The sequence below is a fragment of the Mesorhizobium sp. P2_D1 genome (assembly GCF_056404455.1).
In genome coordinates this window covers 1-12,418 of the sequence record NZ_JBFUDZ010000006.1, presented here as the reverse complement: position 1 = coordinate 12,418, position 12,418 = coordinate 1, and the positions used below count along the sequence as shown (strand labels likewise).

The following is a 12,418-nucleotide window of genomic DNA, read 5'->3' as shown; positions in this document are numbered from 1 at the left end:
AGCCAAGCAATTGGCTTTTCGTCCGCTATTCGCGGACCGCTTCTCACTCCCGCGAAATGATCTCCTGGCCGTCGATGACCAGCCTGAGACCGAGATCGCCGGCCCTGCGGCGGGCGAGGAAGYGCGGGCGGCGCATGTGCGAAACGCGGCCTTTGCGGCGATCCTGCGGCGGCAGCGTCTTGATGGCGGCGCCGAGCGATTCTTCCAGGGTACGGGCAACGCCGTCCGATTCGATCAAGAGCATCGGCAGACGGTAGGCGTCGGCCCAGGCGCGCCAGTCGGCGGCGACATCTTCGAGATCATCGGCCACCAGCAGCGGCACCGACAGCATCGGATCGTTGTGCAGGAGTTCCAGCGTCACCGTAACATTGCCGTCCGGATCCTCCATTGCACGGGCGGCGACGCCGCGAAACGCATTGGCTGGCAGCGCGATGATCGCCGGCAAACCGCTCATCTCGAGCATGCGGCGGATCACTGCGCCCCGCTTGTCGATGGTAAAGGTCACGTCGCCGTAGTCGTCGCGTGTGGCGTAGCTGACCACTTGCGGCAGGCGGAATGGGTCGAGACGCATATTGCGTCCGGCCCAGACTGGCTTCAGTCCGGTGTTCATAGAGTGCCTTCCTGTCTGTCTCCTGAGAGCCGGTGTCCGGTTCTCTCCGGGCCGGTTTTTCCAGCCTCGTTTGTGAGCAGACAGTAGCGCGGGCACCTTACCGCCCCGCTTAAGAAAGTCGGTTAAATTTTGCTGATCTGCGGGATGGTTATCGGAATGCCACCAGCCACAAGATGCCGAAAGGATCAGATAACCTTACCGGGATTCATGATGCCGGCTGGGTCGAAGGCAGCCTTCACCCGGCGCATCAGCTCGATCGCCATCGGTGGCGCTGTGGCGATCAGTTCGTCCCGCTTCAACTGGCCGATACCATGCTCGGCCGAGATCGAGCCGTGCAGGCTGCGCACCACGTCATGCACGGCCTTGTTCATTTGATGATAGAGAGCGAGAAACGCCTCGTCGTCGCCGTCGACGGGCCGCGAGATGTTATAGTGCAGATTGCCGTCACCCATATGGCCGAAGCAGACCACGCGGGCGCCCGCACTCACCGACGCCACCGCGCCGGCGGCCTCCTCGATGAAGCGCGGGATCGAAGCGATCGGCACCGAAATGTCGTGCTTGATCGAAGCGCCCTCCGGCTTCTGCGCCTCGGGCAGCAGCTCGCGGAAGTTCCAGAAGGCATCGCCCTGCCCAAGACTTGCGGCAATGACTGCGTCGCCGACGAACTCCTGTTCGAGACCAGTCGAGAGCACCTCCTCGATCAATGCCCGCGAATCCTCCGATGAGCGGCCGGACGAAATCTGCATCAGCACATACCACGGCCAATCTTCGATCAACGGCCGGACCACGCCCTGGGTATGCGCCAGGGTGAAGTCGTACGGGCGCCTGCCGATCAGCTCGAAGGCGGTGAGCGCTGCCCCGGCGCGGTCCATCGCCAGGCTGAACAGGGAGAGCGCTGCTTGCGGCGATGACAGGCCGACGAAAGCCACCTCGCGCCCCTTCGGTTTCGGGAACAGCTTGAGCACGGCGGCTGTGATGACGCCTAGGGTGCCCTCGGCGCCGACGAACAGGTTCTTCAGGTCGTAGCCGGTATTGTCCTTCTTCAGCTTGCGCAAATCATCGAACACCTCGCCTGTCGGCAGCACCACTTCAACCCCAAGGCAGAGTTCGCGCGCATTGCCATAGGCAAGCACGCCGGTGCCGCCGGCATTGGACGACAGGTTGCCGCCGATCTGGCAGGAGCCTTGCGCGGCTAGCGACAGTGGAAACAGCCGGTCAACGCCATCAGCCGCTTCCTGCAGCGTCTGCAGGATGACACCGGCTTCGACCGTCACCGTGTTGGACAGGACATCGATCTCGCGGATGCGGTTCAGCCGCGACAGCGACAGCACGATCTCGCGGCCGGATCTGTCCGGCACCTGGGCGCCGACCAGTCCGGTGTTGCCGCTTTGCGGGACGACTGGCGTTCCCGTCTCGGTCGCCAGCCGCATGATCTGGCTGACTTCCTCAACGCTGCCCGGCCGCAGCACCAGTGAAGCCGCACCATGCCAAAGCCCGCGCCGCTCGGTGAGGTAAGGCGCGATGTCCTGCTCGTCGCGCAACGCGTATTTGTCACCGACGATCGCCGCGAAGCGATCGATGAGAGCGGGATCGAGTTTCTCTGATATTTCGGTCATGGGGAAAACTACGTTGCTGCCAAGATGTTGTCACGAGGGGCGGCGGCGCGCGAGAGCCGATCGTTGATCGCCTCGCCAAGCCCGTCGAAGGGGACCGGCTCGACGGCGATAATCCGTGCGCCGCTGCTGTCGAGTACCTGCATATAGGCAAAAAGATTGCTCGCCGCTTCGCGCAGGTCGCCTGTCTCGGACAGGTTGACGAACGCGGCGGCGTGTCGCCAGCCTTCGGCTCGCCGGCTGCCGAAGCCGAGCAGGGCTTCGCCCTCACCGACTGTTCCGGCGTTGAGCCGCATCGCGGCGTCAGGCGCATAGTGCGAGGCAAGCATGCCCGGCGCCTCGACGCCGGCGGCGCCGCCGCGCAAGAGCTCCATGCCGATGGCCGCCTCGATGTCTTCGGCGGCAATGCCGCCGGGCCGGAGCAGCCGCAATCTTTCCCCTTCGGCCTTGACGATGGTCGATTCCAGCCCGACCGGCGTCGCTCCGCCATCGACCACCAGCTTTATGCGTGCGCCGAGATCCGCCGCCACCGCTTGCGCCGTGGTAGCGCTGATCTTGCCGGATGAATTGGCGCTGGGCGCGGCAAGCGGGCGGCCGAGGCGGGCGATGAGGTCGCCGCCAAAGCCTCTTGGCATGCGCAGGGCAATCGTATCGAGCCCGGCCGTGACCAGCGGGTGGATGCCATTGCCGGGCCGCTGCGGCAGCACCAGCGTCAGCGGACCTGGCCAGAGCGCAAGCGCCAGTTTCTTCGACAGCGGATCAAACAGCGCAATGCGCTCGGCCATCGCCAAGTCGGCGACATGGGCGATCAGCGGGTTGAAGCGGGGCCGCCCCTTGGCTTCAAAAATGCGCGCCACGCCGACGCCGTTGGTGGCGTCGCCGGCAAGCCCGTAGACGGTTTCGGTCGGGATGGCGACGACATCGCCGTCCCGGAGCAGCGCCAGCGCCCGCTCCAGCGCCTCGCTGACGGCAAGTATTTCAGCCACTCTCATCACCTCGCAGATGCCGGCTGCGTAGTACGATGGCGGCTGTTGGGCAAGTCGGCTGTTGCGACAAGTCGCTGTCGGGCAATCTGGGCATTGGCGATTTATCAATCGCTAAAATGCTACGTTCACGCGAAAGCCGGCATCAATTCCGGCCCGCTACCGTGCGGCTTCTGGGCAAAGGGGAGCGATCATGGTGTCTGTGCATATGCTGCTGGGTATTGTCTTTGTGGTGACGGCTGGCGGGGCACAGGCTTCGTCGCTGGTTTTCCCCGGCGTGCCCTCCTCGACGCCATCCATCATCAAGCTCGATGCCGCCAAACCGCTGAAGACCGCCGAAACCGCCAAGGCCAGCAATGTGCAATCGGTGGTGGGGCTCGGCGAAGCGCAGCCCGACGTCACCTATGAAAAGGTGTCGGCGATCACGGACAAGCCCGAGGCCAAGCACGGCTTTGAGCAGAACCCGATGGTCATTCGCGGCGGCGTCGTCGGTCCCGCCTTCTCGGCGCCGGCCCCAAGCGCGGCCTCGGCGAAAGCTGCAGCACCAGAGACGGGCACCGCGCCGGCGACGGGCACCGCGCCAGCGACAGGTACTGCGCCGGTAACAGGTACTGCGCCGGCAACGGCTACAGCCTCCGCCGCCCCTGCGGGGGACGCCGGCACAAACTCGGCCTCGCCACCGAGAGCACCTGCACGAGCAACAACCCAGCCCGTTCGTGGGGTCAGCAAAGCCAATTAGAGGCTGGACTGCGACTTGACGGCGGTCTGGCGCCCAGCGCACCATTGGCAGGCAAACCCGTCCCGGTTCTTCGCCGCCGGGTGCCACTGTCCGAATTTCGTCAAGCGGCCATGGTAGACGGGTTTTTGTCATTTGGGGTAAGGGGGGCTGATCATGAGAAAATTCAAAACTGTTACTGCGGCCGGGCTTCTGCTGGCGTCGTTGCTTGGCGCCGGCGCAGCCCAAGCCGATGACATGCTGGGATCCTATGTCGCGCGCATTTCCGATCGAGATCATCAGGCGAGTGACGGCTATGCACTGGAGACTGCGGCGCAGATGGTACGGCAGGACCGCGCCAACTGGCACAAATTCCACCGTCGCGACCGCGATGACGAGGGTGATGGCTGGTTCAGGACCAACGACCAGCGCGCCGATTTGCAGCGCATGCTGGAGCGCACCGGCGCGATGAGCTCCTCGACCAAGCGCGCCATCGTCAATGGCGAGCCGCTGATCCAGGTCGACGTCTACGAAAACAGCGTGCGCGTCAGCATTCTGGAAGACTGACCAGTCAGCTTCCGGGAAGACTGACCAGCCGGCATTCGGGAAAACTGACCTAGCCGGCATCTGACAGAAAAGGGCGGCGCGTCAGCGCCGCCCTTTCATCGATCGATAGATCGGCAGCCTAAAATCAGGCGGCTTCTTCCTTGTCGTCGTCTTCTTCGGACTCGTCGTCTTCGGATTCTTCTTCTTCGGATTTCTCGTCGTCGCCTTCAGCCTTCACGCTGTCATCGGCGTCGTCTTCGTCCTCATCGTCTTCTTCATCTTCGTCGTCATCCGAGAGCGTGGCGGCTTCGTCTTCGTCAGACTCGTCGCCTTCTTCATCGTCGCCTTCTTCATCTTCATGATCGGCCGCTTCGACCGTGGCGGCGGCAGCTTGATCGAGGACGGTTTCGGAAGCGGATTCAAGCGCCTCGGCGGGAGCCGGGGTTTCTTCTGTCACTTCGATTTCGTGATCGGAATTCATGGAAGCCTCCGTGGGTTGGGGAACATGTCCCTTTTGCCACGGAGAGGTCATCGTCATATGACTGTAAGCCGGCTCGAAGGACCCATCTTCAGAATTCTTCAGGCCTCAACCCGCGATTTTCGAGAAGTCCGCGACCTGACCGGTGGCCGCCCGGATGCGGGCGAGCAGCGCCAGGCGGTTGGCGCGCACGGCCTCGTCCTCATCATTCACGAGAACATGCTCAAAGAATGAATCAACGGGTTCGCGCAACACGCTAAGCGCCAGCAGCGCGCCGGAAAAGTCTTCGTTTTGAATCGCTTCGCCGGCTTGCTTCTCAGCCTGATTCACCGCCGCAAACAGCGATTTCTCGGCATCCTCGCGAAACAGCGCCGGCTCAACAGTCTTGGCGACCGCCGTTTTCTTCTTCTCCTCGGCAGCCAGGATGTTGGCCGCGCGCTTGGTGCCGGCGAGCAGATTCCTGCCGTCCTCGGTGTCGAGGAAAGAACCAAGCGCCTCGACACGGCGCACGATCTGCAGCAGGTCGTCGGACTGCGGTGTGATGACGGCATCGATCAGATCATGCCGCGCACCCTGGTCGCGGAGGTAGACCTTCAGGCGGTCGTGGAAGAATCCGAGGAGGTCGGAAACCCTCCCGACGATGGGTGCCAGCGCCAGTCGAATATCATTTTCGATCAATATTCTAACCACCCCAAGCGCTGCCCGACGCAACGCATAGGGGTCCTTCGACCCCGTCGGCTTTTCGTCGATAGCCCAGAAGCCGACCAGCGTGTCGAGCTTGTCGGCAAGCGCGACAGCGACCGATACCGGATCGGCCGGCACTCGGTCGGAAGGGCCCTGCGGCTTGTAGTGTTCTTCCGCCGCCGCGGCGACCGAAGCATGCTCGCCCTGCAGCAGCGCGTATTTGCGGCCCATGGCGCCTTGCAGTTCGGGAAATTCGCCGACGACTTCGGTGGTGAGATCGGCCTTCGCCAGGACAGCGGCGCGGCGCGCCAGCACAGGATCGGCGCCGACGATCGGCGCCAATTCCTCGGCAAGCCGGGCAATCCGCTCCACCCGCTCACCTTGCGTGCCGAGCTTTGCGTGGAAGGTAACGCCGAGATGGTCGAGGCGCGCCATGCGCTGGTCGAGCGGCTTCTTGAGATCGAGCCCGAATTTTTCCGCCGATGCCGCGAGCTGATGGAGGTCCGGCAAATCGCCCTGGTCGGTCGTCCAGAAATAGAGCGCATCGGACAGCCGGGCGCGCACCACCTTGCCGTTACCGTGGGCGATCTCCTTGCCGCCATCCTTGGCCTCGATGTTGGCGGTGAGGATGAAGCGATTGGAAAGACCCTCGGCAGCACCCTGCGGCCGCGTGACAAAGCATTTCTGGTTGGCGCGGATGGTCAACCGGATCACTTCGGCCGGAATGGCCAGGAAAGCCTCCTCGAACTCGCCCATCAGCACGACCGGCCATTCGACCAGCCCTGAGACTTCCTCCAGCAGCCCTTCGTCCTCGACCAGATCGAGCCCGTTGGCGAAGGCGAGATTGCGCGCGTCGGCAAGGATGATCTCCTTGCGTCGGTCGGCGTCGAGCACGACCTTGGCCGCCTCCAGCTTTGAGACATAGTCGTCGAAGCGACGCACCGTAATGGCGCCAGGCGCATGGAAGCGGTGGCCATAGGTGATGTTGCCCGAACGGATGCCGTCGATCGCGAAATCGACCACCACCGGTTCCTCGGTCTCCGGGCCAAAGGTGCACAGGATCGATTGTAGCGGGCGCACCCAGCGCAGCGAACCGGGCTTGGCCGAGGCCGGCCCCCAACGCATCGATTTCGGCCACGGGAAGCCGCGGATGATGCCCGGCACCAGCTCGGCGATGATCTCTTCCGATGCCCTGCCGGGCTTCGAGATGTGGGCGACGTAGAAATCGCCCTTCTTCGGGTCGGAATGGACATGCGCCTCGGCGATCGACGAAAGCCCGGCCTTGCGCAGGAAACCCTGGACTGCCTGTTCGGGCGCCGTCGTCGACGGTCCCTTGATCTCCTCGCTTATATCCTTCGAGCGCGCGGTCAGGCCCCTGATATCGACCGCCAGACGCCGCGGCGTCCAGTATTCGCGCGCCGCCTCATAGGTCAGCCCGGCCTCGACCAGACCGTCGGTCAGCATCTTCCTGAGATCACCCGCCGCCTTGCGCTGCATGCGCGCGGGGATTTCCTCTGAGCGAAGTTCTAGAAGCAGGTCAGGCATGGATGAGGCTCACGCGGCAAGATGGTCCGCGCGGGGCATAGCAACTCGGCTGGCCGCTGTCACCCTTTCCGGAAATTTTGGCCGCCCTGTCGGGACGAGGCGACCACGCCCGTCCTTGGATCAAAGATTTCCATGAACCGAACGCAGCGCTGAAGCGACCCACGCTCAGGTAGGGAACTATTGGCTGAACGACCATGAAAACGGCATCCAGACTTCTGCAGATTGTAGCACTCACCGCCTGCTTCACCGCGCAGGCTCACGGTGCCTTCTCGATGCCGGGCGTTCGGCAGGCATTGCGCACGATCGACGGTGCCAGCGGTCAGGGCGTGCCTGGCGCGGTGGTTTACACTGTATCGCTGGCGGCCAGGCCAGGCATGTCCTGAGATAGCATCGGCGCTGCTGCCCAGGCCAACTGCCGGCGATGAACCTGCCTCACGATCTCCAGAAAGAGGACACATAACACGATGCTGGCGACATCGGCGGCCGCGGTCGCAATTGATGCATTCTTCAGTTCCGGAATCTCCTGCGCCTTCATGGTGAGTTTGAAAGACAGCCGGCCCAACACATTGGCGGCCAGCCAGGCAACCCACCAGCCTGGTAACGATCCCGACGTTTCACTTGATTTCCAGTTCGGCGAGCCGCTGCTCGCTCGCCATACCTCAGCCATCGCCTGATACGGTTTCCACAGATTGGCGATAGGGATGAAGTACCAGCCGATCGCCCAGCCTGGTGTGAACTCCATATCCTTGGCGCCCAGCAACCTGGCGTTCTTGTTGGCCAACCTGATCCAGGCGAGAATCATGACTGCCTGCGCCAACCACAGGATGAGCTGAACGACCCCGATCGCTCCCTGCCTGAGATCGTTTCGGTCGGCGGCCGCCACGAGATCGTAATTGTAGCTGCCGCTCTCCACGTCGCTGAGCAAACAAAGCTCGGACAGGCCGGACAGGACGGCGATTGCGTCGATCAGAATGCCAAGCCAGAGCAGCCTGACGACCCAGGTCGTGCTGGTCGAAAAATTTCGGAAAATGCCCACGTCAACCACCCCTCGCCGACAAGCGGGTGCAACCTAAGCGGGAATTAACAGACACTCAAGCGGAAAAGTTGGAGAGTGGCAGTCAGGCCGCCAGTCCACCGGCCTGCGTCTTCAAAAACGCCTCGCCGCAGGCCTTCGCCAGATTGCGCACCCGCAAGATGTAGCTCTGCCGTTCCGTGACCGAAATCACGCCACGCGCGTCGAGCAGGTTGAAGACATGGCTGGCCTTGATGCACTGGTCGTAGGCCGGGAAAACCATGCGGTGCATCGGCAGATTGTCGTTCGACGCCGGTGCACCGGCATCGAGCAGCGCCTTGCATTCGGCCTCGGCGTCCTCGAAATGGCGCAGCAGCATCGCCGTGTTGGCGTATTCGAAATTGTGGCGCGAATATTCCTGCTCGGCCTGCAGGAAGACATCGCCGTAGGTGACCTTGTCGGCCCCTTCGCGGCCGTTGAAGTTGAGGTCGTAGACATTGTCGACGCCCTGCACATACATGGCCAAGCGCTCCAGCCCGTAGGTCAGTTCGCCCGCCACTGGGGCGCACTCAATGCCGCAGACTTGCTGGAAATAGGTGAACTGCGACACTTCCATGCCGTCGCACCAGCACTCCCAACCCAGCCCCCAGGCGCCCAGCGTCGGGCTTTCCCAGTCGTCCTCGACGAAGCGGATGTCATGCAGCAGCGGATCGACGCCGATCGCCGCCAGCGAGCCGAGATAAAGCTCCTGCAGGTTCGGCGGATTCGGCTTCAGGATCACCTGGTACTGGTAATAATGCTGCAGCCGGTTCGGGTTCTCGCCATAGCGGCCATCCTTGGGGCGGCGCGACGGCTGGACATAGGCGGCGTTCCAGCGTTTTGGCCCGAGCGCGCGCAGCGTCGTCGCCGGATGAAAGGTGCCGGCGCCGACCTCCATGTCGTAGGGCTGCAGGATGACGCAACCATAGTTCGCCCAATAATTGTGCAAGGTCAGGATCAGCCCCTGGAACGAGCGGCTGGGATGCATATGGGCGGGGATTTCAATCGTCGGGATTTCAATCGTCACGGGGGCCTCGGCAGCAAAGGCTAGCTTGCCGGCACGTCCTAGAGACCCGGCAGCGTAGCGTCAAGCAAGGCGCGCCGGTGCGGACCCGGCGAGCCCGCCGATGATGTTGAAAGCTTTGCTGACGACTGGCCCATTGCCGGCGATGGGCGCCTGCGGTCTGCTCGTGCCGCAAGGTGTCAGGACAACAGGTTCAAATCATGCCCAGTTCCACCATCATCCGTCCCATCGCCCGGCAGGATTTCGACCAATGGATGCCGCTGTGGGACGGTTACAATGCCTTTTACGGCCGCTCGGGCGAGACGGCGCTGGCAAGCGGGATCACCGCGATGACATGGTCGCGCTTCTTCGATGCCTATGAGCCGATGCATGCGCTGGTTGCCGAGAGCGAGGGACAGCTTTTCGGCCTCGTGCATTACCTCTTTCACCGCAGCACCACGGCGATCTCGCCCAATTGCTACCTGCAGGACCTTTTCACCACAGAGGCCTCGCGCGGCAAAGGCATCGGCCGGGCCCTGATAGAGGGCGTCTACGAGCGTGCCCAGGCCGCCGGTTCGGGGCGGGTGTACTGGCTGACGCGTGAGACCAATCACACGGCGATGAAGCTCTATGACAAGGTCGGCGAGCGCTCCGGGTTCATCGTCTACCGGAAGATGTTCTGAGGCAGTTTCCGGGGCACTGGCGCGTGTTGAGTTTTAGGACGGATGGACGTCCAAACGAAAACGGGGCTCCGAAAAGAGCCCCGTTTGCATTTCAAGAAACCGATTTCACCCCTTCGGGGCTGGCACCGGCTCGGGCTTGACCTTCGGGGTTTCCTGCGCGGTGTTGGACTCGATGGGCGGCAGGCCCTTCATCAGCTTCTGCTGCAATGTGGCCAGCACATCGGGGTCCGGCTTCAGGTCGCGCGCCTGGTTCCACTGGAAGGTGGCTTCCAGCTTGCGGCCGACGCGCCAGTAGGCGTCGCCGAGGTGATCGTTGAGAACCGGATCTTCCGGCTTCAGCGACACCGCGCGTTCCATCTCGCGCACCGCGTCATCGAACCGGCCGAGGCGGAAATAGGCCCAGCCCAGGGAATCGACGATGTAGCCGTCGCTCGGCCTAAGATCGACGGCCTTCTGGATCATCGCCAGGCCTTCTTTGAGGTTCGTATTCATGTCGACCCAGGAATAGCCGAGATAGTTCAGCACCTGCGGCTGGTCGGGGAACAGTTCCAGCGCCTTGCGGAAGCTCGGTTCGGCCTTGGGCCATTCCTTCAGCCGCTCATAGGCGATGCCGCGTTGGTAGAAGATATTCCAGTTGGCGGCAGTCGGCGTCTTCAGCACCGTGACTGCCTTGTCGTAGAGATTGGCCGCCGAGCGGAAATCATCCTTCGACGAATAGACGCCGCCGAGCGCCAGATAGGCGCGCATGTCGTCGGGATGCGCGTCGACGAAAGACTTCAGATGGGTGATCGCCTCGTCCTGGCGATTGAGATCGGCAAGGTTGAGACCGAGTTGCAGGTCCGAAAGCTCTTTCAACGGCGAAGAGTCGGGGATGCGCCGATAGAGCGCGATGGCGCCCTCGCCGTCCTTCAACTGCTCGGAAACGGCCGCGAGTTGCACCAGGGCTGCGTCGCTGTCAGGCTTCAGGGCCAGGGCATACTGCAGGTAAAGCCGTACGAACGGCTCGCCACCGCCGCGATTGAGCGCCGTGGCGAGATTAAGCAGGATCTCCGACGCGCCGTCCGACGGGCCGGCAGCGAAAGGCGCAATCTTGTCACCCTTGCTGATCTTGTCGCGCAAGGCGACGATTTCCAGCTTGCCCGGCGCAAACGCCTCGGCCTGATCGAGCACCGACAGTGCCTTGTCCTTGTCGCCCTTGCGGGCCAGGAACGACGCGTAGGCCTGGGCGTTGCGCATCCAGGTTTCGGGAGCCGCACCACCGGCGGCCGTATCCTGCATCGTCGCGGCGTAGATCGCCTCGGCCTTTTCGGGCATGCCCGACGCGTCGGCGATCAGCGCGCGATGGAAGGACTTGAACAGGCCGAACCAGTCCGGCCCCTGCAACTTGTCGATGGACGCCATCGCATCGCTGGCTTGGCCGGCGCCTTGTTGGGCCCAGCCGGACATGACGCCGGAGATCAGTCGGTCGAGATCGGATTCCAGCGACAGCTTGAGCCAGTACTGTGCTTTGGCGAAATCCTTCTTGTGGAAGGAATCGACCGCCAGTGCCAGGCGCGAGAAGCGCTCGACATCGGGAACTTCCTTGAGCTTGTCGGCATAGACCAGGGATTCGTCGAAGCGCCCTTGAGCGATCAGCGACAGCATCAGGCTCTGCTGCAGTCCGGTGTCGCTCGGATTGAAGGCCAATGCCTGCTTGTAATAGGCGATGGCGCTGTCGAGGTCGTTGTCGCCTTCGGCGATCCGGGCGGCCAGATAGGCACCCGAGAACGACGTGATCTTGACCGGTTCGGCGGTTTGCTTGGCATAGGCCGGCAAAGCCGAGATCGCCATGCCTGTCACAATTGCCAGCCTTGTCAGCCAGCGCGCACGTCCTTGCTGCATCGTATCCCTTTCAGCCAGGCGCCATCTCCGCGTCAGCGGGATTGGCGTAGACTCGATCTTTCCGGACAAAGCATGGCCTTTTTGGGGTCGCGCTTCAATCCGCCTCGAATTCACAATCCGGGCACCCGATTAACAAACCATGGCGACCAGGGACAGTTTTCCGTTTTCGAGTTCCGGTCACGGCCCCGCGCGGAGTCGATCATATCACAGGTTTGGTCCGCTGGGACTCCGATATCAGCGCTTGCCCGGCAAGGCAGGCCGCTGCACCTGCGTGTCGCGATAGCCGATTGCGTTCACGGCATAGAGGATATTGAAGGCGAGGATTAAGAGCGCCGCTTCGGCTTTCACCGCCCTAAGTCCCCTGGTGAGGAACCTTGCACCGCCCGACATGCGCTTGATCGTCCCGAAGGGGTGCTCAACGGTACATCGTCGGATCGTCATCAAGCCGGGGTCGGCGTAAGTTCTCGCCTCCATTCAGCCCCGCGAGAAGCGGAGCGTACGCGGCGAGCCTGCGGGATACGAACTCGGTAAAGAGCCGCACGCGCTTCGTCTTGCGTGTCTCCCCCTGCGTGAGAAGCCAGAGCGTTCCGTACATGTGCAGGTCGGTACCCGGCACCCTCACCAGT

At 62.9% G+C, this 12,418-nt stretch carries 12 protein-coding genes and 1 pseudogene; 3 read left to right on the top strand and 10 right to left on the bottom strand.

All coding sequences use genetic code 11. The annotated features are described in order from the left end of the window. Positions 1-43: 43 nt before the first annotated feature. The 3 genes from AC1D0I_RS07330 to AC1D0I_RS07320 form a co-directional block, all read right to left on the bottom strand. Entirely contained in the window at positions 44-610 is a 567-nt protein-coding gene (locus AC1D0I_RS07330) for a DUF6101 family protein (protein WP_477394069.1), read from the bottom strand. A 185-nt stretch (positions 611-795) separates the two neighbouring features. Beyond that, positions 796-2,226 carry an FAD-binding oxidoreductase gene (locus AC1D0I_RS07325; protein ID WP_477394067.1) on the bottom strand — a complete coding sequence of 477 codons (1,431 nt, stop codon included), beginning with the start codon at positions 2,224-2,226 and terminating at the stop codon, positions 796-798. A gap of 8 nt (positions 2,227-2,234) precedes the next feature. After that, the gene (locus tag AC1D0I_RS07320) at positions 2,235-3,215 is read right to left on the bottom strand and encodes an L-threonylcarbamoyladenylate synthase (protein WP_477394065.1); all 981 of its coding nucleotides are present in this window, start codon (positions 3,213-3,215) and stop codon (positions 2,235-2,237) included. A gap of 184 nt (positions 3,216-3,399) precedes the next feature. Here AC1D0I_RS07320 and AC1D0I_RS07315 point away from each other — a divergent pair, with 184 nt between their 5' ends. Both AC1D0I_RS07315 and AC1D0I_RS07310 read left to right on the top strand, forming a co-directional pair. Beyond that, positions 3,400-3,945 carry a hypothetical protein gene (locus tag AC1D0I_RS07315; RefSeq protein ID WP_477394063.1) on the top strand — a complete coding sequence of 182 codons (546 nt, stop codon included), beginning with the start codon at positions 3,400-3,402 and terminating at the stop codon, positions 3,943-3,945. A gap of 153 nt (positions 3,946-4,098) precedes the next feature. Next, entirely contained in the window at positions 4,099-4,488 is a 390-nt protein-coding gene (locus AC1D0I_RS07310) for a hypothetical protein (RefSeq protein ID WP_477394061.1), read from the top strand. Between the two features lie 124 nt (positions 4,489-4,612). On the opposite strand, the gene AC1D0I_RS07305 is transcribed toward AC1D0I_RS07310, so the two are convergent. The 4 genes from AC1D0I_RS07305 to AC1D0I_RS07290 all read right to left on the bottom strand — a co-directional run bounded on the left by AC1D0I_RS07305 (position 4,613) and on the right by AC1D0I_RS07290 (position 9,213). Continuing rightward, the gene (locus AC1D0I_RS07305) at positions 4,613-4,948 is read right to left on the bottom strand and encodes an ATPase (protein ID WP_477394060.1); all 336 of its coding nucleotides are present in this window, start codon (positions 4,946-4,948) and stop codon (positions 4,613-4,615) included. A 105-nt stretch (positions 4,949-5,053) separates the two neighbouring features. After that, positions 5,054-7,174, bottom strand: a complete 2,121-nt coding sequence (gene glyS / locus AC1D0I_RS07300) for a glycine--tRNA ligase subunit beta (protein ID WP_477394058.1) — start codon at positions 7,172-7,174, stop codon at positions 5,054-5,056. A gap of 343 nt (positions 7,175-7,517) precedes the next feature. Then, complete coding sequence (locus AC1D0I_RS07295) at positions 7,518-8,210, bottom strand: DUF4328 domain-containing protein (protein WP_477394056.1); 693 nt, start codon at positions 8,208-8,210, stop codon at positions 7,518-7,520. A gap of 82 nt (positions 8,211-8,292) precedes the next feature. After that, positions 8,293-9,213: a glycine--tRNA ligase subunit alpha gene (locus AC1D0I_RS07290; RefSeq protein ID WP_095091899.1), complete on the bottom strand. Its 921-nt coding sequence runs from the start codon at positions 9,211-9,213 to the stop codon at positions 8,293-8,295. A 236-nt stretch (positions 9,214-9,449) separates the two neighbouring features. Here AC1D0I_RS07290 and AC1D0I_RS07285 point away from each other — a divergent pair, with 236 nt between their 5' ends. Next, complete coding sequence (locus tag AC1D0I_RS07285) at positions 9,450-9,911, top strand: N-acetyltransferase family protein (protein ID WP_477394054.1); 462 nt, start codon at positions 9,450-9,452, stop codon at positions 9,909-9,911. 105 nt (positions 9,912-10,016) lie between these two features. Here AC1D0I_RS07285 and AC1D0I_RS07280 read toward each other — a convergent pair whose 3' ends face one another. From AC1D0I_RS07280 to AC1D0I_RS07270, 3 genes and pseudogenes are all read right to left on the bottom strand, one after another. After that, positions 10,017-11,792 carry a tetratricopeptide repeat protein gene (locus AC1D0I_RS07280; RefSeq protein ID WP_477394052.1) on the bottom strand — a complete coding sequence of 592 codons (1,776 nt, stop codon included), beginning with the start codon at positions 11,790-11,792 and terminating at the stop codon, positions 10,017-10,019. A gap of 234 nt (positions 11,793-12,026) precedes the next feature. Continuing rightward, on the bottom strand, positions 12,027-12,182 hold the full coding sequence (locus tag AC1D0I_RS07275; RefSeq protein WP_477394050.1) for a hypothetical protein: 156 nt from the start codon (positions 12,180-12,182) through the stop codon (positions 12,027-12,029). 25 nt (positions 12,183-12,207) lie between these two features. Continuing rightward, positions 12,208-12,418: pseudogene (locus tag AC1D0I_RS07270) on the bottom strand (hypothetical protein); the annotation flags it as partial.